This window comes from Rhodococcus sp. NPDC003348, from assembly GCF_053589375.1.
Window position 1 is genome coordinate 85,991 of the sequence record NZ_JBSFRT010000018.1, and the last position, 22,915, is coordinate 108,905.

Genomic DNA, 22,915 nt, shown 5'->3' on the forward strand with positions numbered 1-22,915 from the left:
CGCTCTCATATTGATTGATCGCTTGCTCAATGGCGACCCGTGGTGCGTCCCCGGCTCGTCGACGTATCGATTACGGAGGTCCGCGAAACACCATGTCGAGCGAAGAAAACTCCCCGGTCGCAGTGCTCGACCGCGTCTCGATCCTGCTCGATGCCTTCAACGACAGCGAGCGCCTCACCCTCTCGGAGCTGTCCCGGCGCACCGGCTTCCCGCGGTCGTCCACGCACCGAATGCTCGTGCAACTCCTTCGCCTGCAGTGGATCCGGCGCCGTGGGCACGCCTACGAACTCGGCATGAAGATGTTCGAGCTCGGGTCGCTCGCCCGGCACCACGACAGCGTGCACCGCGCCGCGCTGCCGGTCATGCACCAACTGCACGCCACCACCGGCCTGACGATCCATCTCGCGGTGCTCGACGGACCCGATGTGCTCTACCTCGAGCGAATCGGCAACGGCTTCTCCATGACGCTTCCGTCCCGGGTCGGAGGGCGCCGGGCGGCGGTCCACACCGCCCTCGGCAAGGCGATGCTCGCGGCGACCGGTGCGGATCCGGAACTCGCGATGGCCGACCGGGCCGCCGCCACCCCGCACAGCATTGCGGACCCGTCGGAACTGCGCCGCGAGTTCGCCGGCATCCGTGAGCGGTCGGTCGCATTCGATCGGAACGAAGCGGTGGTCGGCGCGTCCTGCGTGGCCGCGGCGATCGGCGACGGACGGACCACGGTCGGCGCGATCTCCGCCTGCGGACCGAGCGACCGGATCAATGCCTGGGCCCTGGTCGCGCCGGTGCGCATGGCGGCGCTGACGGCATGGCGCCGGATCGACGAGCCACGCTCGATGCACGGTGTCCCCGCCTGAGGCTCGCCACCTCGGTCCGACGACACCGTTCGGAACCAACCGTCGCGTCCGATCGACGAAAACAGCTGTGCCCCCTGCGTGTTCACACAGGGGGCACAGTTCGCGATCGGACCGACTACTGCTCGGCCGCCATCTTGGCGAGATTCTCCTTGACCTCGGTGGCCCAGTTCTGCCGGGCCCGGGTGGTGTCGACCTCGAACTCGAACCGCTTGGTCATGTCCTCGGTGACGTCTTCGACGTCCACGTAGAACTGCTGGTACCAGCGCCGCAGCTGGTACACCGGACCGTCCTCCTCGGTCAGCAGCGGGTTCTCGATCCGGGACTTGTGCTTCCAGATCTCGATGTCCTGCTTGAACTGGGTCTCGACACCCTCGGTGAACATCGTCGCCATCGCCGTGGCCTCCTCGTCGGAGACGCCCTCCATCCGCTTGACCGTGGTGCCGAACTGGAGCACGAACGAGTCCTGGGTGACCGGGTAGTGACAGTTGATCAGCTTGGTCTCGACCTTGTTCCCGCCCGCGATCGTGTAAACGGTGTCGAGCATGAAGGACGGACCGTGGTACGACGCGTCCGACACCGTCTCGGCGTCGGGCATGTCCAACTGCACACCGGTCTGGATGTCGTCGCGCCCGTACGAGCGCATGTGCTGCGACGCGACGTGACCCTCGAAGACGTTCTTGAAGAACTCCGGCATCTGGAAGTGCACGTAGAAGAAGTGCGCCATGTCGACGACGTTGTCGACGATCTCACGGCAGTTCGAGCCCTCGACGAGGAAGGACGTGTAGGTCCATTCGCTCCACTCGTCGGTGCCCCACCCCTCGATCTCGGGGATGGTGACCTCGGGCGGGGGCGGGTTGCCCTGCGGATCGTTCCAGACGAAGAACAATCCGTTGCGCTCCAGGCTGATCCAGCTCCGCGTCTTCGCGAGCGGAGGTACCCGGCGCGCGTAGGGAATGGACGTGCAGCGACCCTTTCCGCCCCACCGCCAGTCGTGGAACGGGCAGGCGATGTCGTCGCCCTTGATCTCACCCATCGCCAGGTTGCCGCCCATGTGCCGGCAGAATGCGTCCAGCACGTTGAGCTTTCCGGCGGTGTCCGCCCACACCACCAGGTCGGTGCCGAAGATCTTCACCTGATGCGGCTTGCCGTCGCGGAACGAGTCCGCCAGACCGATGCAGTGCCAGCCGCGTGCATAGCGGGTGGGGTTGCTCCCGGTCTCGATGTTCCTGACTTCGGGCTCGGTGGCCGAGTCGACGGTCATGTCTCCTCCAAATTGATCCTGTGGTCACCGGTCGGGCGGGCTGTCCCGACCGGTCGATCGGTCGTCGTGCCGGAAGTCCCTGGTTGGTTGACGACACCGGGGCACGACAGGGTCCTACGGCGCGAGATACAGCGCGTTCAACGCAGACGGCCGGGAACGGGGTAGGTGCGCCCCGACTCCACGAGGCGGCCGCTGCGGACCGCCTCGTCCACCGTGGCCTTGAGCGCGGCGCAGGAGGGCACGCTCGCGGTGTTCACACCCTGCTGTGCGAGTGCGCGAAACTCGGCGCACCGCACCGACGCATCCTCGAGCCACTGGACGCTGGTGTGGGTGGGGCTGTACGTCTCCACCAGCACCGGATTCCCACATGTCCGGCAGTCGAGCTCCTGCATTGCCACGGTCCTTCCCTTCGGTGTGTTCGAGGCGGCCCAGCCGCCGTGCATTCGAGGCGGCCCAGCCGCCGTGCATTCGAGGCGGCCCAGCCGCCGTGCATTCGAGGCGGCCCAGCCGCCGTGTAGCCGAACCGGGCCGGCCGTCCTGTCGCGAACGGCCCGCCGCTGCGTCGGTTTCGAGCGACACTACGAGGGATGCGGCGGCCGAAGAATCGTTGTTCCGTTGAGCTGTACTCTTTTCCGCCGGTTCGGTGAGTTCGCTGGTTCAGCGCATCAGCGCCTGTCCACCGTCGACCGTCAGCGAATGTCCGGTCACGTATCGGGCGGCCGGACTGCACAGGAACACCACCGCGGGCCCGATGTCGTGTTCCGCGTCGCCCAACCGACCCAACGGCACCGTCTCCAGATACGCCCGGTACTCCTGCGGAGCCAGTTCACTCCACTCGCGCATCATCGGGGTGTCCGCCAGCGGCAGCACCGCATTGACGCGGATGTCGTCGCCGCCCCATTCGCACGCCGCGGTGCGGGTGAAGACTCGGATCGACTCCTTGGCCGCCGCGTACCCACCGAATCCCGAAGGGTCCCACCGGACACCCGCCGACGACGCCAGGTTCACCACCGACCCTCCGCCGCGCAGGTGTGGATGACATTCGCGCATCAGCCGAAGCGTCGCCAGCGGACCGGAGGCCGCCGCCTCGTCGTAGACACCCTCGTCCAGATCCAGCAGCCGGCCGTGCGCCGCCGTCTGTGCGTTGTTGACCAGAATCGTCAGGCCGCCGAATCTGTCGACGACCCCGGCGACCGTGCGCCGGATGGCGTCCAGATCGGTGACATCACAACGGAAGACCTCCGCGTCGCCACCGCGCCGCCTGATCTCGGCGACCGTGGCCTCCAGGGGCGCCGGGGTCCGCCCGACCACCGCGACCGCCGCACCCTCGGACGCCAGGGCCAACGCGATCCCGCGCCCGATCCCCTGTCCGGCACCGGTCACCAGCGCCACCCGCCCCGTCAACACACCCATACATGCCTCCTCGTCCGCGGATCCGGCCGGTTCCGGATCGCGGCGGCAAGTGTGGGGCCGGTCACGAATGTTGATCAAGCGTTCGATCAGCTCAGCGGACACCCGATACTGTGCAGCTCATGGACCCGCAGGAACGCAAACGCCAGATACTCGACCGCGCGGCGGAGGTCTTCGCCGCGAAGGGCGTTGCCTCAACCACGGTCCGGCAGATCGCGGACGCGGTCGGCGTGTACTCGGGGACGCTCTATCACTACTTCCCGTCGAAGGAAGCGATCGTCGTCGAGATCATCCGCGAGTACTTCCAGGATCTCGAACAGCGCTTCGGCGCGGTCCAGGCGGGCGACCCGGATCCCCTGACCCGGCTGCGCATGCTGGTCCTCGCCGCGCTCGAGGCCGGCCGGAACCACCCGCACGCCACCCGGATCTGGCAGAACGAGCCGGACTACATGCAGGAGCGGATGGTCGAGTCCGGCCTTGGCGACGAGGGCGCCGAGATCGAGGGCATCTGGTCCGAGACGATCGTCGCCGGCGTGGAGGCGGGCACCTTCCGCGACGACATCGATCCCGAGGTCTTTCGGATGCTCATCCGCAACGCAGTGTGGATGACCTCGCAATGGTACGTCCCGTCCGACGCGGTGCCCCTGGAGAAGATGGCCGCGGACATCACGACCGTGTTCGTCGACGGGTTCCACCGGCCGGCCTGATCCCTCTCGGCACCGAACGGCCGCGGCCCCCACACCGTCCGGTGTGGGGGCCGCGGCCGTCGCGTGGGTCAGCGACCGGCAGCGCTGAGGATCTCCTGCCGCAGCTCGGACCACACCACCGCGTAGGCGTCGGGGTCGGCGACGGTGTCGGCGAGCAGTTCCTGGTAGCGCGCGAGCCGGGGCACGTACGCCGAGACGTCGTCGAAGACATCGGCCGCGCGGCGGTCCAGATCGGCCAGCTTGTCCGCGTCCCCACCGACACCCGCGAACTCGGCGTCCAGGGGCTCGAACCGCTCGACGACCTCGGCGAAGAGAAACTCGTCGATGGAGACCCGCTCGGCGTCCAGCTGATCGTCGAGCTCGGCGATGCCCGCCGCGGTGAGCGAAACGGATCCGCTCTCGTCGGCGACGGCGCGGCCCATCTCCACCAGTGCGGTGAGCGCGGCCTGCGCGGAGGACTCCGCGACCCCCAGCTGCAGGGCGAGCACTGGGGGCGTCACCGCGCCCTTGAGCCGCACCGACTGCAGCAGAGCCAGCTCGTCCACATTGCCTGCGAAGGCCATCTGCGTTTCTCCTCTTCGTGTCCGTCGCGATCCGCGCTCGCGGCCGCATGGGTGTCCATCATCTCGCGGCGGGGCGACGAGGGCAGCAGCTACCCGACGTGACGGCCGGAGTGGAGGGCGTCGAGGAAGCCGCCCGCCTCGGCGACGAACACGGCGTTGTCGTCACCGGCGACCATGTGCCCGGCCTCCGACACGTTGACCGCCGTCGCGTGCGGGATCAGTTCCAGCAGCTCGGCGACGCCGTCCTCGCTCACGATGTCGGACCGGCCGCCGTGCACGAGCAGGGTCGGTACCGTGACGGCCCGCGCCGCCGCGACCATGCGGGCGTGACTGCCGACCGGGGTCTCGCCGTCGGCGCGCTGGGCGGTGAACGCCGGGTCCCAGTGCCAGTGGAGCCGCCCGTCCTCACGTTCACGGAGGTTGCGGCGCAGCCCCTCGACGTTGGCCGGCCGGGTGCGGTGCGGCTGGTAGGCGGCGACGGCGTCGGCGACCTCGTCGAGGTCGGCGAAGCCGTCGGGACGGCTGGTCATGAAGGCGGTGATCCGCTTGACACCCTCCGGCTCGACCTTGGGGGTGATGTCGACGAGGACGAGCGCGCGGACGGTGCCCGGGTGCTCGCCCTCGGTGATCAGTCCGGTCATTCCGCCGAGGGACGCCCCGAACACGACGGGCCGCTCCCCCAGTTGATCGACCACTCCGCGCAGATCGGCGACCAGACCGCCGATCCGGTAGTCCCCGTCCGGTGCCCAGTCGCTCTCGCCGTGACCACGGGCGTCGAGGGTGTGGACGGTCCAGCCGTCGGCGGCGATCCCTGCCGCGGCCCGGTCCCACGAGTGCCGGGTCTGGCCGCCTCCGTGCAGCATCACCACCGCTCCCCGCTCGGCGGTTCCGGTGGCAGGGGTCCAGCGGTCGGCGGCGATGACGCCTGCGCCGCCCCGAAGTTCGACGGTTTCGCGGTTCACGTTCACGCCCGTCACCCTAGATGCGGTTCCGGCGACCACGCCGGGATTCAGGCCACCAGCCAGGTACCCGCCAGTGCGATGGAGGCCACCCACACCGTGGACACTGCGGCCAGTACGAACGGCCGGGGGCCGACCGAACGGAGCAGGCTCACCCGGACACCGAGACCGAGGGCGAACATCGCGGTGGTCAGCAGCGCGGTCTGCGCCAGCTTGGCCTGGTCGACGAGAACCTGCGGCAACAGACCACTCGAGCGCAGTGCCACACATGCGAGGAAGCCGATGACGAAGACGGGGACCAGCGGGGGCTGCTTGCATTCCGCAACGCCATTCTTGGCCAGCCGCCTCTGCCGGGCGCCGAGGTAGGCCATCACGGGGGCCAGCATCAGCACCCGGGCGAGCTTGACCACCGTCGCCACCGCAAGCGCGCCGCCGCCGATCACGCCACCGGCCGCCACCACCTGCGCGACCTCGTGGATCGAGCCGCCGGCCCACATCCCCGCCTGCCGGTCGGTCAGTCCGAGGATGTGGGCGAGGAGCGGGACGGCCGGGATCATCAACGTCCCGAAGACGACGACCAACGCCACAGCGGTGAGCAGCTCCTCCTCCTTGGCATCGACGACACCGTCTGCGGCGGCGACGGCGGCCGCCCCGCAGATCGAGAATCCGCACGCGATGAGGATGCGCTGCGTCCACGTCAGGCCGAGCAGCTTGCCCGCGTACATCGTTCCCACGATGCCGAGCACGACAATCGCCACCACGACGGCGATCACCCCCCAGCCGAGACCGACGACGTCGCTGAACATCAGCTGCAGTCCGAGCAGCGCGACGCCGACCCGCAGGAGCCGTTTGGCCGAGAAGTCCAGGCCCGGCCGGATCCAGCCGGGCACCGTGACGAGGTTCGCCACCACGGCGCCCGTCACGATCGCGATCAGCATCGGGTTGACCGCCGGGACCAGGCGGCCGATCCCCATCGCGAACGCGGCCCCCACCGCGCACAGCGCGACGCCCGCTGCGACGCCCGCCGCCCGCGTCCGGACCGGACCACCGGACGAATTCGACCGGGAATCGGCACTCGACTGCGCAACTTCTCGAACATCACTGGACATACCGAAAACACTGCTGCACCACGCTCCTCCGCGGTAGCCGCCATCTTGCCATTGCCACATATCGAACTGATATGCATGGACGCGATGACATATGCTGTTCGCATGTTCAGTGGCTGGCCGGATCTCGGCGTCCTCGAATTGATCGTCGGCGTGGACGACCACGGAAGCCTCAGCGCCGCAGCCCGAATCGCCGGAATCGCCCAGCCGAACGCGAGCCGGTCGATCAAACGTCTCGAAGCACAGGTCGGAACACCGCTGTTGCAGCGAAAGCCCACGGGCTCGACGCTGACACCCGAGGGCACGGTGATCGCCCACTGGTCCAGAAAGGTGCTCGACGATGCCCGGCAACTACTCGACGTCGCCGCGGGCATGCGGGAGAAGCGCGCCGCGGAACTGACCGTCAGCGCGAGCATGACGGTGGCCGAGCACCTGATGCCCGCCTGGCTCGGTCAGTTCCGGCGGATGGATCCGAACGTCACGATCCACCTGCAGGTGCGCAATTCGACGCAGGTCTTCGACGACGTCTCCACGGGCGCGTGCGATGTGGGGTTCGTCGAGTCCCCGACGGTACCCCGCGCACTGCACAGCGTGGCCGTCGCGCGCGACCGCCTGGTTGTCGTGGTCGACCCGCGCCACCCGTGGACCCGCCGCAGGCGCCCGCTGTCGGTTGCCGAGCTCGCGGCGACCCCACTCGTCGTCCGTGAGCCCGGATCCGGAACCCGAACCACCCTCGACCTCGCTCTGCACGAATACGACAGGGCAGCACCGCTTCTCGAACTCGGAAGCGCTGCTGCCATCAGAACCAGTGTGCTCAGCGGGGTCGGGCCTGCGGTGATGAGCACCCTCGCGGTGTCCGCCCAGGTCGAGTCCGGCGAGCTGAAGGTGGTCGAGGTGGAGGACCTCCACCTCGACCGCACCCTCCGCGCCGTGTGGCGGCCACCGCGCCAACTCGAGGGCCCCGCGGGCGACCTGGTCAGACTTGTGCGACGAGTTCGCGTTTGAGGATCTTGCCGGTTGCCGTCATCGGAAGGACGGTGGTGAACTCGATGGATCGGGGGTACTTGTATCCCGCCATCCGGTCCCGGCACCACGCGATCAGCTCGGCCTCGCCGATCCGGGCCGTCGACTCGAGGATGACGTACGCCTTCACCTCCTCGCCGTGGCTCTCGTGCGGAACGCCGATCACCGCCGCGAGGGAGACCGCCTCGTGGGTCATCAGGACTTCCTCGACCTCCCGCGGATAGACGTTGAATCCACCGCGAACGATGAGGTCCTTCGCGCGATCGACGATGTAGTAGAAGCCGTCGTGGTCGCAGCGGGCGAGGTCACCGGTGCGGAACCAGCCGTCCCGCATCACCTCGGCGGTCGCGTCGGGCCGACCCAGATACCCCTTCATGACGTTGTGCCCGCGCAGGGCGATCTCCCCGACCCGGCCCGACTCCGCAATCGTGTTCCACTCGTCGTCCACCAGCCGGGCCTCGACACCCCACACCGGCACCCCGATGGACCCCGGACGCGGGTCCCGCTCGGGGTCGCTGAAGAGGGCCAGGGGCGAGGTCTCGGAGAGGCCGTAGCCCTCCAGGATCTGCACCCCGAAACGCTCGGAGAACCGGTTGAGGATCTCCACTGGCATCGCCGCCCCGCCCGAGATCGCCCGACGGATGGTGCGGGCGATCCGGGCGACGTCAACCCCCGACGTACCGGTCGTGTTCGCCCCGGCGGTGCCGGTCGTGTCGATCGTGTCGAGGGCACCGAGCAACGCCCAGTACATGGTGGGTACCCCCGCGAACACGGTGATGCCCTCGTCCACCATGAGCCGCAGGGCTGCCGTCGCCTCGAACCTGGGCAGCAGCACCAGGGTGGCCCCGACCGACAGGCCCGCGTTCATGACGACGGTCTGTCCGAAGGAGTGGAACAGCGGCAGCGTGACGAGGGACGTGTCGTGGCGGATCGGGTTGCTGTCGAACAGCCGGTTCGCGGTCACGGCGTTCATCACCATGTTGGCGTGGGTCAGCTCGGCTCCCTTGGGCTTTCCGGTCGTACCGCTGGTGTAGAGGATCACCGCGGTGTCGTCCGGCCCGCGCACCGCCGAGCCGAACTCCTCGGACCGGTCCGCAAGCGCGGCACGAAGGGATGTGACGCCGTGACCCGACGCCACGGCACCCGGGTCGGTGGTGGCGAGGAACAGGTCACCGCACTGCGGCGCGTCCTCGAATCCGGCGCGGCCGAACTCCCCGATCGGCAGGTCGGCGGTGCCCTCGGAGCAGAAGTAGGCCCGGGCACCGGAGTCCTCCAGGTGGTAGGCGATCTCGCGTCCTTTGAGCATGATGTTCAGCGGGACGACGACGGCCCCGGCCTTGAGGATCCCGAAGTAGACGATCGGGAACTCGGGTACGTTCGGGAACGACATCGCCACGCGGTCACCGGGCTCCACGCCCCTCGAGATCAACAGGTTGGCAACCTGATTCGAGCGGGCGTCGAGCTCTGCGTAGGTCATACGCAGGTCCCCGAGGACGAGGGCGTCCCGGTCCGGGTAGCGGCGGGCGGAGTCCTCCAGCAGGAGGGAGAGATTCAGCACGGGGAGCTCACTTCCAGGTGTCTCGGGCGGCTGCGGTGTCGAGGGGTGTGGCCAGCGGGGCATCGGTGGCGGCGCGCACGTCCTCCTCGGACACCCCGGGCGCGCACTCGCGCAGCACCAGGCCGGACGCGGTGACGTCGACGACCGCGAGGTTGGTGATGATCCGCTGCACGACACCCTGCCCGGTGAGAGGGAGGGTGCACGTCCGCACGATCTTGGGCGCACCGGACCTGTCCGTGTGCTCCATCAGCACGATGACCTTCCGGGCCCCGTGGACGAGGTCCATCGCCCCGCCCATGCCCTTGACCATCCTTCCGGGCACCATCCAATTCGCCAGATCACCCGACTCGGAGACCTGCATGCCACCGAGGACCGCGACGTCGATGTGCCCGCCCCGGATCATCCCGAACGAGAGCGAGGAGTCGAAGAACGAGGCGCCAGGGTTGACCGTGACGGTCTCCTTGCCGGCGTTGATCAGGTCCGCGTCGACACCGTCCTCGTCCGGGTACGGTCCGGTGCCGAGGATCCCGTTCTCGCTGTGCAGGGTCACGTCGAGGCCGACCGGAAGGTGGTTGGGAATCAGCGTCGGCAGGCCGATTCCGAGGTTGACGTAGTCCCCGTCCGACAGTTCGGCGGCGGCCCGGGCCGCCATCTCCGCGCGGGTCCACCCCGCCACCTCGGTGAGTGTCGCAGTCATGCGGGAGCTCCCTTCGCTGCCACGGTTCGCTTCTCGATCTGCTTGTCCTGCTTGCCCGTGCACACGACGCGGTCGACGAAGATCCCCGGCAGCTGCACCAGTCCCGGCTCCAGAACGCCGGGTTCCACCAATGTCTCGACCTGCGCGATGCACACCCGTCCGGCCATCGCGGCGAGAGGGTTGAAGTTCCGTGCGGCCGCGTGGAACACCAGATTCCCGTCGGTGTCCCCGATCGCCGCGTGCACCAGCGCGTAGTCCGTGGTGACCGCCTCCTCGAGCACGTACCGCCTGCCTGCGTACTCGCGGGTCTCCTTCGGAGGGGAGGCCACCGCGACCGAGCCGTCGGGTGCGTACCGCCACGGCAGACCGCCCTCCGACACCAGGGTGCCGACGCCGGCGGGCGTGAAGAAGGCCGGGATCCCGGCGCCGCCCGCGCGGAGCCGCTCGGCGAGGGTGCCCTGGGGGGACAACTCCACCTCGAGTTCCCCGGCGAGGTACTGGCGCGCGAACTCCTTGTTCTCGCCGACGTACGAGGCGATCACCCGCGCGATCCGCTTGTCGCCGAGCAGGATCCCGAGCCCGTGCGAGTCGGTGCCACAGTTGTTGGAGACCACCTCGAGATCGGTCGCCGAGCCTGCTGCGATCCCCGCGATCAGCGCGTCCGGGATGCCACACAAGCCGAATCCGCCGACCGCGAGCGAGGCCCCACTGGGAATGTCGGCGACCGCGTCGGCCGCGGAGACGAACACCCGGGTCACGGCGCGACCTCCTCCGGCAGCCCGGCCAGCTCCCGGACGAGTTCCTCGGCCAACGGCCAGTACCCGTATCCGGAGGCTGGATTGAGGTGCCCGACGGCCCCGAGGTCGACGAGGCGGCTCCCCCAGGTCTCCGCCATGCCCGCGACCCGTCGATGGTTCGCGAGCGGGTCGTTGTCGCTGGCCGCGACGATGCTCGGGAACGGCAGGCGGCGCCGGGGAATGGGCAGCCACCCGTTCGCTTCGAGTTCCGCGGTCGTGGGATAGCCCGCAGGCAGCGGCTGCTCCAGGTCCGCCGGGGTGGCGAGCAGGGCACCGCGGATCGGCCGGGGCGTCCGTTGGGCCCAGTGCACGGTGATCATGACCCCGGCGCTGTGGGCCACGAGGACGACGGGGCCGTCGATCTCGGCGAGCACCGCGTCGAGCGCCGCCACCCGTGCCTTCAGGCTCAGCCTGTCGTGTTCGAGCGGCGGTACCGTGCGCACCCGGTCGAGCCTCTCGGCGAGCCGGGTCTGCCAGTGGTCTTCGACGTGGTCGCGCAGGCCTGGCACGATCACCACGGTCGGGTCGGCGGTGCTGTTCATCGTTCTCCAAAGCTGTTGTGGTACAGAGTCTGCGAAGCACTGCTGCGGCGCTTCCGAGACGGCGGTACTTCCGACACGGGCGGGGGCCCGGCGCACCGAGCGCCGCACCCCCGCACCGGTCGCCCCTCGAATCAGGCGTGGTGGGTGAAGCCGACCTGGCCGGGCCTGCGGTTGGGCGCGTACCCGAGCCGGGCCAGGGTCTCGTCGGCGTCGGCGTAGGTGGTGCCGATCCGGTAGATGTCGCGGGCTTCCTTGCCGGTCGCGACCTCGCGGCCGAGCTCGTTCGCCACCCGCACCAACTGCTGGACCTGCTGTACCGAGGTGAACTTCTCCCCCTTGCGGCCCCAGATGGTGTCCTCGTTGCCGCACCGGGTGTGCAGGCCCATCGCGATCGCCATCGCGTTGACCGGCAGCACCGACCGCATCAGGGTCTCGAGGGTCAGGCAGGCCCCGTCCGGCACCCGCTGAATGAAGTTCATGATGTTGTACGGGTTCGGGCCGTCGAAGCCACCACCGATGCCCACCCAGGTCAGGTTCAGCGGGCCGGTGTAGACACCGCGGCGAATCAACCGCTCGACCGTCTCGAGCTGCGGAATCGACGAGAGCTGGAAGTGCGGCTGGATCCCAGCCGCCTGCAGCCGCCGCAGGTGCTCTTCGACCCATTCGGGGCCGGCCGGCACCGTCATCTCCCGGTACGCCGCTGCCAGTTCCGGACGCTCCATCGACGTGCCCGCGATGTCGTCCGCGGTCATCAGCTCCATGATGTTCATCTGGCTGGTGTTGATCGCGATCGTCACCTGATCCGGCTTCGGGTCCAGCTCGGCCAGCATGTGCCGCGTGTCGTCCGACAGCCACTTCGCATCCGCGCCCTCACCCTCCGGCGCGAACGAGATCGACCCACCGACCTGCAGGATCATGTCCGGCACCGCCTCCCGCAGCCCGGCGAGCAACTCGTTGAACTTCGACAGCCGCTTCGAGCCCTTGCCGTCCAGCTCCCGCACGTGGATGTGCAGCACCGTCGCGCCCGCCTCGTAGCAGTCCACCGCCTTCTGGACGTGCTCCTCCATCGTCAGCGGCAGATCTTCGCGGAAGTCGTCCGGCTCCCACTCCGGGCCGTACGGCGCACACGTGATGACCAGCTTCTCCTGATTCTCCGGGAACAGCGCATCGTCGTGGAAATGCATTGGGTGACTCCGTTTCTCGACAAGGATGGGGTGAAGGTTGTTGTTCAGAAGGGTCGGTCGCCGACGATGCCTGCGCGTTCCATCTTTCGGACCGCGGGCCAGTAGTCCTGGACGGCGTAGTGCTGCGTGGACCGGTTGTCCCAGATCGCCACGCTGTTCTTCGTCCAGCGCCACCGCACCTGGTATTCCGGGATGGTCGCCTGGCTCTGCAGGTAGCGCAGTAGCTCGCCGGCGCCGGGGGCGTAGTCGATGCCGCAGCGGACGTTCTCCGCGGTGTGGAAGTTCGTCAGGTGGGTGGTGAAACTGTTGACGAACAGGATCTTCTCGCCGGTGTCCGGGTGCGTACGGACCACAGGGTGCTCCGCGTCGGGGAATCGTTCCTTGAGCTCGAGGCGTTTCTCGAGCGGAAGACGCGCACCGAACGACGCCTCGATGCTGTGCCGGGCCCGCAGGCCCGCGATCCGCTCCTTGACGCGTTCGGGAAGCCGCTCATAGGCCAGCGCCATGTTCACCCAGATGGTGTCGCCGCCGACTTCCGGGCCCTCGACGCACCGGAGCACGCACCCCATCGGAGGGTTCTCGCGCCACGTCGCGTCGCAGTGGTAGGCGTTCTCGAACGCCTCGCGCGGACTGTCGAGATCCTTGTAGATCCGGACCAGACCGGGGTACTCGGGGTCGCTGCCGACCACCGGGTGGTCCTCGAGCGCCCCGAAGCGCTCCGCCAACGCGACGTGCTCGGCGCGGCTCATGTCCTGATCCCGGAAAAACAGCACCTTGTGCTCGAGCAGCAACGACTTCAGTTCCCTGAAGAGCGCGTCGTCGCGCGTGACCTCGGCGAGGTCGACGTCGCGGAGCTCGGCGCCGATGCTGCACGTCAGCGGCCGGACATCCATCGGGGCTCGTGCACCCGCACCGATACGGGCGGCCCCGAGGTCGACGGTTGTGGTCATGACTGTCTCCTGTGGTGGGGTGGGTCAGAGCGCGAAGACGGACGATCCGACGCTGATGCCCGATTCCAGGTCTCGATGGGCCTGCTCGGCCTCCTCGAGCGGGTAACGCTGGTTGATCTCGATCGCGATGCGCCCCGCCGCGACGTGGTCGAACAGTTCGCCGGCGAGCTCGGCGCGCTCGGCCGGGTCGGCGATGTAGTCGGCCAGCGCCGGCCGGGTCACGAACAGCGATCCCTTCACCGCGAGCTGCATGGCGTCGATCGGCGGGATCGGGCCGGATGCGGTCCCGAAGGCGACCAGCAGACCCCGGCGGGCGAGCGAGTCCAGCGACGACTGGAACGTCGACGCGCCGATGCTGTCGTAGACCACCGGCACTCCCTTCCCGCCGGTGAGCTCGCGGACCCGCTCCGCCACGTTCTCCCGTGTGTAGACGATGACCTCGCTGCATCCGTGGGCGCGCGCCACGGCGGCCTTCTCGTCGGTCGACACCGTCCCGATCACGTTGACGCCCAGGAGTTTCGCCCACTGGCAGAAGATCAGGCCCACCCCGCCCGCCGCGGCGTGCAGCAGTACCGTGTCCCCGGCCTTCAGCGGGTGGATCCGGCGCAGCAGGTACGACGCGGTCAAACCCCGCATGGTCATGGCTGCCGCGGTCTCGAGCGCAATTCCGGTGGGAAGCGCGATGAGATGCTCGGCCGGCATCACGCGCTCGGTGCTGTACGCGCCCAGCGGGCTGCCGGTGTAGGTGACCCGGTCTCCCTCCCGGAACCCGGTGACACCGGCACCGACCGCCTCGACGACGCCGGCCGCCTCGACGCCCATTCCTGCGGGCAGGGGTGCCGGGTACAGGCCCGTCCGGAAGTAGGTGTCGGCGAAGTTCAGTCCGACCGCCTCGTGCCGGACCCGGACCTCGCCGCGTCCCGGGTCGCCGACCTCCACCGACTCCCATTTCAGGACTTCCGGACCACCGGTTTCGTGGAAGCGGATCGCGTGCGCCATTGGGTTCTCCTGGATTCTCGGTCGTCCGTCGCGGGCCCGCCCACAGACCTGAGCGGGTCTTCCGCTGAGCCACAACACGTTTCGATTTACAGCTGGGTTGGTTGTGACCCCGATGACACGACACTAGCCAAGCGACCCCCATCACACTTATCCTCAGGGGACATACTTGTTGTCGTTTCGGGACAGGTGATGTCATGACCAAACAGGTGTTGTCGTGACCAAACAAGGTGATGTCGTGACCAAACCTCTCGCTCGGTACGCGTCGTTGACCGGGTACATCGAGCTGGCCCGCTCACTGTCGCTCGACCCGGGCCGACTGCTGCGCAGCGTCAACCTCGACCCCGCCGGGCTCGACCTGCAGGATCGGTGGGTGCCGGCGTCGGCGGTGGTGCGACTGCTCGAACTGTCGGCCGCGGAGTCCGGCCGCCAGGACTTCGCCCTCAAACTTGCGGAGCGCCGGCGACTGTCCACCCTCGGACCCCTCAGCGTCAGCCTGCGCGAGGAACCGGATGCCCGCAGCGCGGTCCGCCTGCTGATCAGGTACCAGCACATGTACAACGAGTCACTGCACATCCGTCTCTCGGAACGCGACGGACTGGCAACGATCCAGATCAACGTCGATCCCGGCGAGCCGATCGCGGTGCGGCAGTCCGTCGAACTGGCGGTCACCGCGATGCACCAGTTGCTCGCACACCTGCTGGGTGAGCGATGGCACCCGGTGTCCGTGCGTTTCGAACACCCCCGACCTGCGGACGACACCACTCATCGCCAGGTGTTCGGAGCCCCGCTGGTCTTCGACGCCGCCTACTCCGGAATCGTCACCTACACCGCAGATCTGGACGAACCGAACAGGCTGTCCGATCCACTGCTGCGTTCCTACGCCCGACAGTTCCTCGACACCCTGTCCGTTCCCGAGGAGCCCACGATCACCTCCCGCGTGCGCGAACTCGTCGAGCTCCTGCTCCCGACGGGCCGGTGCTCGATCGACCAGGTGGCGCGCAGCCTCGGCGTCGACCGCCGCACCGTCCATCGGCACCTGGCCAAGTCCGGCCTGACGTTCACCGCGGTCCTCGACTCGACCCGCGCCGAGCTCGCGAACCGCATGGTCACCGGCAGCCGCTACTCGTTCACCGAGATCTCCGAGATGCTCGCCTTCTCGACGCCGAGCAGCTTCTCCCGGTGGTTCCACCAGCAGTTCGGCATGAGCCCGCGCGAGTGGCGCAAACGGGCGGCGGGACAGGGCGTGTCCCGAAATGCACAGAATGACGTCCCGGAGGGGTAACTATCCGGTTCACGGCCGGGATAACGTGATGCACGCCACTTTCGGCGGGGCCGCTGTCAGCGTCGCCCCATTCACCCCCTGCGTGAAACGAGTGCTGCATGACCACGAATCCCGAACCGGCCCGAACGCCGACCATCGACCTGATGCGACGAAACGGTAGCTGGAATCCCCTGTGGGACACCCTGTCCCGCTGGGACCCGGAATGGACCGAGCAGTTCATGGCGATGAACGCCACCCCGGTACGACGCGGGGTCTTCACACCCGAGTTCGTCGAACTCCTCAGCATCGCGATCGATGCCGCCGCCACCCACCTGTATGCCCCCGGCGTCCGGCGGCACATCCGGGCCGCACTCGAACTCGGAGTGTCCCGCGAGGAGATTCTCACGGTTCTGGAAATGGTGAGCGTCCTGGGAATCCACGCCTGCAATCTCGGCGTGCCGATTCTCGAGGAGGAACTCGAGGCGTTCGAGTCGCGCCGCGCGGCGTCCTGACCCGCCTCCGGAGACACCCCACCAGCACCTCCCGTCCAGTCGCCCTCCAAGGAGCATCCATGGGACTGCCGCCCACCACGATCGATCAACCGTCCGGACAGACCACCGGGACCACCACCACAGGGACGGAGGTGACCGCGCGCGGGCCCCGGCGCCGGTCGACGCTCTACCCCTGGCTCGTGTTCGCTCTCGCGTTCGGACTGCTGCTGTCCGACTACATGTCCCGCCAGGTTCTCAGTGCGGTCTTCCCGTTCCTGAAAACGGAATGGGCACTGACCGATTCCCAGCTCGCATCGCTGACCAGTGTGGTCGCGCTGATGGTCGGCCTGCTCACCTTCCCGCTGTCCCTGCTGGCCGACAGGTGGGGGCGAGTGAAGTCCCTCGTCCTGATGGCCACGCTGTGGAGCATCGCGACGCTGCTGTGCGCAATCGCATCCAACTACGAGCAGATGCTCGCCGCCCGCTTCCTGGTGGGTGTCGGCGAGGCCGCCTATGGAAGTGTCGGGATCGCGGTGGTCCTCTCCGTCTTCGCGCCCCGCGTCCACGCCTCACTGAGCGGCGCGTTCATGGCGGGCGGCTCCTTCGGCTCGGTCGTCGGGGTCTCACTCGGTGGTGTCATCGCGGTGCACCTGGGCTGGCGCTGGTCGTTCGCCGCGATGGCGGTCCTCGGACTCATCCTGGTCGCGGCGTTCCGGGCGGTGGTGACCGAAGGGCGACTCGCCGAGCACGCTGCCGACGAGACTCCGGAGGCGACCGCGCCGGGGGGCCCTGCCATCCGGGTTCCGGTGTCGAGCCTGTTCACGAACCCCGCCGTGTGGTGCGCGTACCTGGGCGGCGGGCTACAGATGTTCACCGCCGCGGTCATGCTCGCCTGGGCGCCCAGCTTCTTCAACCGGTACTACGACATGGCCCCCGACAAGGCAGGCGCGATCGCCTCGGTGTTCGTGTTGCTGATCGCCATCGGCATGATCGTGTGCGGGATGATCACCGACCGCGTCGGCCGGAGCGACCCGGCGCGGCGCTGGAGCAGCGCCATCGCCTTCTGCGTGATCTCGCTGGTCGCACTCGGGATCGGGTTCCGTATGGGACCCGGTGCGCCGCAACTGGTTCTGATCGGTATCGGCTGTTTCTTCTCAGCCGGAAGCTCGGGCCCCACCGCCGCGATGGTGGCCGGCCTCACCCACCCGTCGGTTCGGTCGTCCGCGCTCGGCACGCTGACCGTCGCCAACAACGTTCTGGGACTGGCGCTGGGCCCCTTCGTGATCGGCATTCTCGCCGACCGGCTCGGACTGCTCGAGGCGCTGCAGCTCGCGCCGCTCTGCTACCTGGCCGCGATCGTGGCCCTGTTCGCAGGCAGGCGCCTCTACCCGGCGGGACTGCGCAAGCTCACCGCGCTGAGCGCCCGGACAGCCTGAGCGCCCGACCTCCCCGCGGGATCGCAAACCCTCGCCCGTCGAGTCGACGGGCGAGGGGTTTGCGTCGTCGGCACGAACGCCCAACCGCCCCAGGGCGCGGGTGGTGCCGGTGCGCGCGTTCGAATACGACCCGACAGCTGACGGGGTCGTACCGGTCGACATGCCCTAGTCGAGCGTCGCCGAGTAGTCACCCTCCGCGTGCGCCGTCAGCCGCCATCCCCCGTCCACCCGATCGAGGGCGACATCGGACAGGTTCACGGTGCGCAGGTCGGGCCGCTCCACACCCGGGTACCAGGCCTCGAGGCGACCGGACCCCGTGCCGGCGAAGCCGCCCCGCGTCACCTCGGTCAACTCACCGGGAGCCGCACGCGGGTACGAACGCGACAGTGCGGTCGCGACATCCTCGATCGGCCCGAGCGGGGTCCCGGAGGGACAGTCGACACGATTGAGGTTCTCCTGCGGCGTGCCGGTGTTGCCGTCCCGAACGGCATGCGGATCGCCGCACGCCTGCGTCCACGACCACCACGCACCCCCGATCCGGAAGCGGTCCATCGCATCCAGGAAACGGTCGGTGTCGGCCGCCGCGTCGTCGCCCCACCAGCCCCACTCGCCCGTCCACAGCGGCGCGTCGTAGTTGGCGGCCGCGTCCGACGCGATTCTGAATCCCTCTTCGACGGTGGGGAATTCGCTGCTGACGGTGATCGACTGGCTGTACAGGTGCGGCGAGAACACGACGAGCGGATCCGTCAGGTACTGCCGGGGCGGCAGCGCGTCGAGTCCGAATCCGGACCAAACGGCGCTGGGTTCGAAGATGACCAGGTGCGCGAATCCTCCGGCCTCCGCCCGCCGGATGGCGTCGATCGCACGCTGGTAGAAGCGCCCGATCTGGTCGGCAGCGGTGACGGGGTCACGCAGACCGGGATTGGGCTCGTTCAGCAGGTCGTACCCGACGACGGCGGGCTCGCTCCTGAACTCCGCCGCAAGGCGGGCCCAGGTCGCGACGAGGTGGCTCTGCACGCCCTGTTCGTCGTCGTAGAACGCCTGGAACGCCCGGGCGACCGCAGGCGAGACCTCACGGACCCCACCGACCGTGCACGTGGTCCACCCGTCCGTGAGGGTCGCCCACGCGGGCGCGCCGTCCCACCCGATCCCGGGCTTCGTCAGTGGCGGGCACTGTTCGGTTGCCGGTGTGCCGACCGATTTGCCCCACGCATCCTGATGCATGTCGAGCACCGTGTAGAGGCCGTGATCCTTCGCGTCCCGCACCGCCGTGCGGATCCGGTCCACGTACGCCTCGTCGAACGCCCCCGGTGTGGGTTCGAGCGCCGACCACGCAACATTGAGCCGGACCACGTTGAATCCCATCGCGGCCATTCGCGCGAAATCGTTTCGCTCCAGCGGCATCACGGTGGGCAGCCCGGTGCCGTTGTCGGCGTAGTCGTTGAGCTGGTTGACGTTCACCCCGCGGAGCAGCACCGTCCGCCCCTCGACGTCCTTGATCACTCGCCCCTCGACCGTCAGTTGCGGCAGCGTCCAGCCGTTCACCGCCGGCGCCGCGTCGGCGAGCGGGACGCCGCCCAGCGGCGCCGCACCGAGAGTCAATGCCGTGAGTGCAGCGATCAGTAGCGCGCGCACGAAGATCCTTCCTGTACAACCGTCCAGTTCATTGGACTGTACAGGTCGGACTCGTGACCCAGGCCACTGTCCCGAAAAGACGAGAGAGAATCCCGCCGGGTCGTGTCGTTCGGTGCCCTGCGGCGGGTTCGGCCACCTCCCCGGACGCTGCTAGCGCCGAGGGACTGGGCAGGCGTCCGCCGCCTCCGCGACGATCTGCGGCACCGACGGCGGGAGCGGCCGCCGACCCGCCTCCCACTGCTCGCCGGTGATCGGCTCGTCGGTTTCCAGCACGACGACCTCGTCGTCGGCGAATGCTCTACCGCGGCTGAGAAACCGCAGGCCCTCGGGCGATTCGAGACTGAAGCCGGAACCGCGACCGGGAACGGCGTCGATCACCAGCTGGGTGTGCTTCCACAGCTCGAACTGAGGCCCCGAGATCCACACCGGCACCGCGTCGACACCGGAGGGAAGATCGGTGGGGAGCTGCCCGACACCCAGACGCAGGTCCAGCACCCCGACCAGGACGTCACGGTCACCGACGATGAACTCCCCTGCGGGGTAGCACATCGGGGCGGAGCCGTCGCAGCATCCGCCGGACTGGTGCATCATCAGCGCACCGTGGATCGGCGCGAGCCTGCGCAGCAGGTCGGCCGCCGCCACCGTCGCGACGATCCGCGGCACCGCTCCCACCGACAACCCATCGCTCACCGACGGCCCCCTCTCACCCGTTGTTCCCGTTCACCTGAAGTCGAGGACGACGCGGCCGTCGACGGTGCCGGCCCGCAGTTCGTCGAAGACGTCGTTGATCTCGTCGAGCCGTCGAGTGTGCACCGTCGGGCGGATCTTGCCCCGGGAGTAGAAGTCCAGCGCCTCGACCATGTCCTGCCGGGTACCCACGATCGACCCGCGAATCGTCAGTCCCTTGAGCACGGTGTCGAAGATCGGGGCCGGGAAGTCACCCGGCGGCAGGCCGTTGAACGCGATGGTGCCGCCGCGGCGGGCCATGCCGATGGCCTGACCGAACGCCTTCGGGTGCACGGCGGTCACCAGCACACCGTCGGTGCCACCGGTGGCCTCCTGTATCTTCGCGACCGGATCATCCTTCGCCGCGTTGACCAACACCTCCGCGCCGAAGCTGCGCGCGAGGTCGAGTTTGTCGTCGGAGACGTCGACCGCGGCGACGCGGAGTCCCATCGCCGTCGCGTACTGGACGGCGACGTGACCGAGGCCGCCGATGCCGGAGATCGTGATCCACTCCCCCGGCACCACGTCGGCGACCTTGATGCCCTTGTAGACGGTGACCCCGGCGCACAGCACGGGCGCCACCTCGACCAGATCCGCCCCGTCCGGGATGCGGGCCGCGAAGCGAGAGTCGACCAGCATGTACTCGGCGAAGGAGCCGTTCACCGAGTAGCCGCCGTTGACCTGCTTCTCGCACAACGTCTCCCAGCCGGTGCGGCAGTACCGGCACTCCATGCACGCCGACCACAGCCAGGCGTTGCCGACCCGCTGCCCGACCGCAAGTTCGGTGACCCCGTCACCAAGCTCGACGACGGTTCCCACGCCCTCGTGTCCCGGCACGAACGGGGGGCTCGGCTTGACCGGCCAATCCCCTTCTGCCGCGTGCAGATCGGTGTGACACACCCCACTGGTCTCGACTTTGACCAGCGCCTGGTTCGGTCCGGGTCGCGGTATCGGAAGCTCTTCGACGACCAGGGGCTTGCCGAACTCGTGAACAACCGCTGCCTTCATCGTGTCGACCATCGTGGTCTCCGTCCGGAACGTGTGACTGGGTTCGATGACTGGGGATTCAACCGAATTCGTGGAGGTGTGGAAAACGCGGCGCCCGCCGACGAGGGGGTGGATCGGCGGGCGCCGCGCACTCTTCTGACCGAGGGGATCAGAAGAAGCCCTGCGCCTTGGGGGCGTAGCTCACCAGCAGGTTCTTGGTCTGCTGGTAGTGATCGAGCATCATGTGGTGGTTCTCGCGGCCGATGCCGGACTGCTTGTAACCACCGAACGCGGCGTGCGCCGGGTACTGGTGATACGTGTTCGTCCACACCCGGCCCGCCTGGATGTCACGGCCCGCGCGGTAGGCGACTCCGCCGTCCCGGGACCACACACCGGCACCGAGACCGTAGAGGGTGTCGTTGGCGATCGAGATGGCCTCGTCGTAGTCCTTGAAGGAGGTCACCGACACCACCGGTCCGAAGATCTCCTCCTGGAAGATCCGCATCTTGTTGTTGCCGGTGAAGACCGTCGGCTGGATGTAGTAGCCACCGGCCAGGTCGCCGCCGAGGTCGGCACGCTCACCGCCGGTGATCAGCTTCGCACCCTCCGACTTGCCGATCTCGATGTACGACAGGATCTTCTCGAACTGGTCGTTGGACGCCTGCGCGCCGATCATCGTGTCGGTGTCGAGCGGGTCGCCCTGCCGGACCGCCTTGGTACGGATCGCGGCCATCGCCAGGAACTCGTCGAAGATGTCCTCCTGGATCAGCGACCGGGACGGGCAGGTGCACACCTCGCCCTGGTTCAGCGCGAACATCGTGAACCCCTCGAGGGCCTTGTCCTGGTAGTCGTCGTTCGCGGCGAGGACGTCCGAGAAGAAGATGTTCGGGCTCTTGCCGCCGAGTTCGAGGGTGACCGGGATCAGGTTCTGCGACGCGTACTGCATGATCAGCCGGCCGGTGGTCGTCTCACCGGTGAAGGCGATCTTCTTGATCCGCGGGCTGGACGCGAGCGGCTTGCCCGCCTCGGTGCCGAAGCCGTTGACGATGTTGACCACACCCGGCGGCAGCAGGTCGCCGATGATGCTGAACAGGTACAGGATCGACGCCGGGGTCTGCTCGGCCGGCTTGAGGACCACCGCGTTGCCTGCAGCCAGCGCGGGGGCGAGCTTCCACACGGCCATCAGGATCGGGAAGTTCCACGGGATGATCTGTCCGACGACGCCGAGCGGCTCGTGGAAGTGGTAAGCGACGGTGTCGGAGTTGATCTCCGACAGCGAACCCTCCTGCGCGCGAATGGCTCCCGCGAAGTAGCGGAAGTGGTCGACGGCGAGCGGGATGTCCGCGTTGAGGGTCTCGCGGATCGGCTTGCCGTTGTCCCAGGACTCGGCGAGGGCGATCGACTCGAGGTTCTCCTCGATGCGGTCGGCGATCTTGTTGAGGATCACCGCGCGCTCGGCGACGGAGGTCTTGCCCCAGGCCGGGGCGGCGGCGTGGGCGGCGTCGAGCGCGAGCTCGATGTCCTCGGCGGTGCCGCGCGCGATCTCACAGAACGGCTGGCCGGTGACCGGCGTGGTGTTCTCGAAGTACTGCCCCTTGACCGGAGGAACCCACTGCCCGCCGATGTAGTTCTCGTAGCGGGACTGGAAGGACATGAGCGCGTCGGGCGAACCCGGGCGGGCGTACACGGTCATCGAAACTCCTCTGGTATCCGTCACTGCTGCGTGAGGTCGTTGCTGTGATCCAGGACACTACGAGGGCGGGGGT

General features: G+C 68.4%; 23 protein-coding genes. 6 read left to right on the forward strand and 17 right to left on the reverse strand.

Annotation, left to right across the window (positions count from 1 at the left end; all coding sequences use genetic code 11):
• The first annotated feature begins 92 nt into the window (after positions 1 to 92).
• A complete protein-coding gene (locus ACWDU4_RS14155) occupies positions 93 to 857 on the forward strand; it encodes an IclR family transcriptional regulator (protein ID WP_450114539.1) in 765 nt (254 codons plus the stop codon).
• Between the two features lie 115 nt (positions 858 to 972).
• Here the strand turns inward: ACWDU4_RS14155 and ACWDU4_RS14160 are convergent, their stop codons facing one another.
• The 3 genes from ACWDU4_RS14160 to ACWDU4_RS14170 form a co-directional block, all read right to left on the reverse strand.
• Positions 973 to 2,118: a Rieske 2Fe-2S domain-containing protein gene (locus tag ACWDU4_RS14160; RefSeq protein ID WP_450114540.1), complete on the reverse strand. Its 1,146-nt coding sequence runs from the start codon at positions 2,116 to 2,118 to the stop codon at positions 973 to 975.
• A 137-nt stretch (positions 2,119 to 2,255) separates the two neighbouring features.
• Entirely contained in the window at positions 2,256 to 2,510 is a 255-nt protein-coding gene (locus ACWDU4_RS14165; RefSeq protein ID WP_450114569.1) for a hypothetical protein, read from the reverse strand.
• A gap of 265 nt (positions 2,511 to 2,775) precedes the next feature.
• A complete protein-coding gene (locus tag ACWDU4_RS14170) occupies positions 2,776 to 3,531 on the reverse strand; it encodes an SDR family NAD(P)-dependent oxidoreductase (RefSeq protein ID WP_450114541.1) in 756 nt (251 codons plus the stop codon).
• 119 nt (positions 3,532 to 3,650) lie between these two features.
• Between ACWDU4_RS14170 and ACWDU4_RS14175 the strand changes: the two genes are divergently transcribed.
• Entirely contained in the window at positions 3,651 to 4,235 is a 585-nt protein-coding gene (locus ACWDU4_RS14175) for a TetR/AcrR family transcriptional regulator (protein ID WP_450114542.1), read from the forward strand.
• A 68-nt stretch (positions 4,236 to 4,303) separates the two neighbouring features.
• On the opposite strand, the gene ACWDU4_RS14180 is transcribed toward ACWDU4_RS14175, so the two are convergent.
• From ACWDU4_RS14180 to ACWDU4_RS14190, 3 genes are all read right to left on the reverse strand, one after another.
• Entirely contained in the window at positions 4,304 to 4,798 is a 495-nt protein-coding gene (locus tag ACWDU4_RS14180) for a hypothetical protein (RefSeq protein ID WP_450114543.1), read from the reverse strand.
• Positions 4,799 to 4,887: 89 nt separating this feature from the next.
• On the reverse strand, positions 4,888 to 5,766 hold the full coding sequence (locus ACWDU4_RS14185; RefSeq protein WP_450114544.1) for an alpha/beta fold hydrolase: 879 nt from the start codon (positions 5,764 to 5,766) through the stop codon (positions 4,888 to 4,890).
• A 41-nt stretch (positions 5,767 to 5,807) separates the two neighbouring features.
• Complete coding sequence (locus ACWDU4_RS14190; RefSeq protein ID WP_450114545.1) at positions 5,808 to 6,866, reverse strand: YeiH family protein; 1,059 nt, start codon at positions 6,864 to 6,866, stop codon at positions 5,808 to 5,810.
• 102 nt (positions 6,867 to 6,968) lie between these two features.
• Between ACWDU4_RS14190 and ACWDU4_RS14195 the strand changes: the two genes are divergently transcribed.
• A complete protein-coding gene (locus ACWDU4_RS14195) occupies positions 6,969 to 7,868 on the forward strand; it encodes a LysR family transcriptional regulator (RefSeq protein WP_450114546.1) in 900 nt (299 codons plus the stop codon).
• Here the strand turns inward: ACWDU4_RS14195 and ACWDU4_RS14200 are convergent.
• From ACWDU4_RS14200 to ACWDU4_RS14230, 7 genes are all read right to left on the reverse strand, one after another.
• Positions 7,840 to 9,444 carry a long-chain-fatty-acid--CoA ligase gene (locus ACWDU4_RS14200; protein WP_450114547.1) on the reverse strand — a complete coding sequence of 535 codons (1,605 nt, stop codon included), beginning with the start codon at positions 9,442 to 9,444 and terminating at the stop codon, positions 7,840 to 7,842. The genes ACWDU4_RS14195 and ACWDU4_RS14200 overlap by 29 nt on opposite strands.
• A 7-nt stretch (positions 9,445 to 9,451) precedes the next feature.
• Positions 9,452 to 10,141: a 3-oxoacid CoA-transferase subunit B gene (locus tag ACWDU4_RS14205; protein ID WP_450114548.1), complete on the reverse strand. Its 690-nt coding sequence runs from the start codon at positions 10,139 to 10,141 to the stop codon at positions 9,452 to 9,454.
• Positions 10,138 to 10,899: a CoA transferase subunit A gene (locus tag ACWDU4_RS14210; protein ID WP_450114549.1), complete on the reverse strand. Its 762-nt coding sequence runs from the start codon at positions 10,897 to 10,899 to the stop codon at positions 10,138 to 10,140. The genes ACWDU4_RS14205 and ACWDU4_RS14210 overlap by 4 nt, the downstream gene beginning before the upstream one ends.
• The gene (locus ACWDU4_RS14215) at positions 10,896 to 11,480 is read right to left on the reverse strand and encodes an RBBP9/YdeN family alpha/beta hydrolase (RefSeq protein ID WP_450114550.1); all 585 of its coding nucleotides are present in this window, start codon (positions 11,478 to 11,480) and stop codon (positions 10,896 to 10,898) included. Before ACWDU4_RS14215 ends, ACWDU4_RS14210 begins: the two co-directional genes overlap by 4 nt.
• Positions 11,481 to 11,611: 131 nt before the next feature.
• Positions 11,612 to 12,664 (reverse strand): 3-keto-5-aminohexanoate cleavage protein, encoded by a 1,053-nt coding sequence (locus tag ACWDU4_RS14220; RefSeq protein WP_450114551.1) that lies wholly within the window; start codon positions 12,662 to 12,664, stop codon positions 11,612 to 11,614.
• Positions 12,665 to 12,708: 44 nt separating this feature from the next.
• Positions 12,709 to 13,557: a TauD/TfdA dioxygenase family protein gene (locus ACWDU4_RS14225; RefSeq protein ID WP_450114570.1), complete on the reverse strand. Its 849-nt coding sequence runs from the start codon at positions 13,555 to 13,557 to the stop codon at positions 12,709 to 12,711.
• Between the two features lie 81 nt (positions 13,558 to 13,638).
• Positions 13,639 to 14,613 (reverse strand): quinone oxidoreductase family protein, encoded by a 975-nt coding sequence (locus ACWDU4_RS14230; RefSeq protein ID WP_450114552.1) that lies wholly within the window; start codon positions 14,611 to 14,613, stop codon positions 13,639 to 13,641.
• Between the two features lie 235 nt (positions 14,614 to 14,848).
• Here ACWDU4_RS14230 and ACWDU4_RS14235 point away from each other — a divergent pair, with 235 nt between their 5' ends.
• From ACWDU4_RS14235 to ACWDU4_RS14245, 3 genes are all read left to right on the forward strand, one after another.
• Positions 14,849 to 15,895: an AraC family transcriptional regulator ligand-binding domain-containing protein gene (locus ACWDU4_RS14235; protein WP_450114553.1), complete on the forward strand. Its 1,047-nt coding sequence runs from the start codon at positions 14,849 to 14,851 to the stop codon at positions 15,893 to 15,895.
• A 98-nt stretch (positions 15,896 to 15,993) separates the two neighbouring features.
• On the forward strand, positions 15,994 to 16,386 hold the full coding sequence (locus ACWDU4_RS14240; protein ID WP_450114554.1) for a carboxymuconolactone decarboxylase family protein: 393 nt from the start codon (positions 15,994 to 15,996) through the stop codon (positions 16,384 to 16,386).
• A 59-nt stretch (positions 16,387 to 16,445) separates the two neighbouring features.
• On the forward strand, positions 16,446 to 17,801 hold the full coding sequence (locus ACWDU4_RS14245) for an MFS transporter (RefSeq protein WP_450114555.1): 1,356 nt from the start codon (positions 16,446 to 16,448) through the stop codon (positions 17,799 to 17,801).
• Positions 17,802 to 17,966: 165 nt separating this feature from the next.
• Here the strand turns inward: ACWDU4_RS14245 and ACWDU4_RS14250 are convergent, their stop codons facing one another.
• The 4 genes from ACWDU4_RS14250 to adh all read right to left on the reverse strand — a co-directional run bounded on the left by ACWDU4_RS14250 (position 17,967) and on the right by adh (position 22,842).
• Positions 17,967 to 19,436, reverse strand: coding sequence for a glycoside hydrolase family 5 protein (locus tag ACWDU4_RS14250; RefSeq protein WP_450114556.1), 1,470 nt, complete (start codon positions 19,434 to 19,436; stop codon positions 17,967 to 17,969).
• A 150-nt stretch (positions 19,437 to 19,586) separates the two neighbouring features.
• Positions 19,587 to 20,126, reverse strand: a complete 540-nt coding sequence (locus ACWDU4_RS14255; protein ID WP_450114557.1) for a DUF779 domain-containing protein — start codon at positions 20,124 to 20,126, stop codon at positions 19,587 to 19,589.
• A 30-nt stretch (positions 20,127 to 20,156) separates the two neighbouring features.
• Positions 20,157 to 21,182, reverse strand: a complete 1,026-nt coding sequence (adhP, locus tag ACWDU4_RS14260; RefSeq protein WP_450114558.1) for an alcohol dehydrogenase AdhP — start codon at positions 21,180 to 21,182, stop codon at positions 20,157 to 20,159.
• Between the two features lie 136 nt (positions 21,183 to 21,318).
• Positions 21,319 to 22,842: an aldehyde dehydrogenase gene (gene adh, locus ACWDU4_RS14265; protein ID WP_450114559.1), complete on the reverse strand. Its 1,524-nt coding sequence runs from the start codon at positions 22,840 to 22,842 to the stop codon at positions 21,319 to 21,321.
• Positions 22,843 to 22,915: the final 73 nt, after the last annotated feature.

What these genes read in the sequence shown, in the direction of transcription:
- ACWDU4_RS14245 (WP_450114555.1), top strand. Translation starts at nt 16,446, where the DNA reads ATGGGACTGCCGCCCACCACGATCGATCAACCGTCCGGACAGACCACC.
- ACWDU4_RS14155 (WP_450114539.1), top strand. Translation starts at nt 93, where the DNA reads ATGTCGAGCGAAGAAAACTCCCCGGTCGCAGTGCTCGACCGCGTCTCG.
- ACWDU4_RS14230 (WP_450114552.1), bottom strand. Translation starts at nt 14,613, where the DNA reads ATGGCGCACGCGATCCGCTTCCACGAAACCGGTGGTCCGGAAGTCCTG.
- ACWDU4_RS14175 (WP_450114542.1), top strand. Translation starts at nt 3,651, where the DNA reads ATGGACCCGCAGGAACGCAAACGCCAGATACTCGACCGCGCGGCGGAG.
- ACWDU4_RS14180 (WP_450114543.1), bottom strand. Translation starts at nt 4,798, where the DNA reads ATGGCCTTCGCAGGCAATGTGGACGAGCTGGCTCTGCTGCAGTCGGTG.
- adhP (WP_450114558.1), bottom strand. Translation starts at nt 21,182, where the DNA reads ATGGTCGACACGATGAAGGCAGCGGTTGTTCACGAGTTCGGCAAGCCC.
- ACWDU4_RS14240 (WP_450114554.1), top strand. Translation starts at nt 15,994, where the DNA reads ATGACCACGAATCCCGAACCGGCCCGAACGCCGACCATCGACCTGATG.
- ACWDU4_RS14170 (WP_450114541.1), bottom strand. Translation starts at nt 3,531, where the DNA reads ATGGGTGTGTTGACGGGGCGGGTGGCGCTGGTGACCGGTGCCGGACAG.
- ACWDU4_RS14190 (WP_450114545.1), bottom strand. Translation starts at nt 6,866, where the DNA reads ATGTCCAGTGATGTTCGAGAAGTTGCGCAGTCGAGTGCCGATTCCCGG.
- ACWDU4_RS14165 (WP_450114569.1), bottom strand. Translation starts at nt 2,510, where the DNA reads ATGCAGGAGCTCGACTGCCGGACATGTGGGAATCCGGTGCTGGTGGAG.
- ACWDU4_RS14220 (WP_450114551.1), bottom strand. Translation starts at nt 12,664, where the DNA reads ATGCATTTCCACGACGATGCGCTGTTCCCGGAGAATCAGGAGAAGCTG.
- ACWDU4_RS14205 (WP_450114548.1), bottom strand. Translation starts at nt 10,141, where the DNA reads ATGACTGCGACACTCACCGAGGTGGCGGGGTGGACCCGCGCGGAGATG.
- adh (WP_450114559.1), bottom strand. Translation starts at nt 22,842, where the DNA reads ATGACCGTGTACGCCCGCCCGGGTTCGCCCGACGCGCTCATGTCCTTC.
- ACWDU4_RS14195 (WP_450114546.1), top strand. Translation starts at nt 6,969, where the DNA reads ATGTTCAGTGGCTGGCCGGATCTCGGCGTCCTCGAATTGATCGTCGGC.
- ACWDU4_RS14225 (WP_450114570.1), bottom strand. Translation starts at nt 13,557, where the DNA reads ATGGATGTCCGGCCGCTGACGTGCAGCATCGGCGCCGAGCTCCGCGAC.
- ACWDU4_RS14160 (WP_450114540.1), bottom strand. Translation starts at nt 2,118, where the DNA reads ATGACCGTCGACTCGGCCACCGAGCCCGAAGTCAGGAACATCGAGACC.
- ACWDU4_RS14215 (WP_450114550.1), bottom strand. Translation starts at nt 11,480, where the DNA reads ATGAACAGCACCGCCGACCCGACCGTGGTGATCGTGCCAGGCCTGCGC.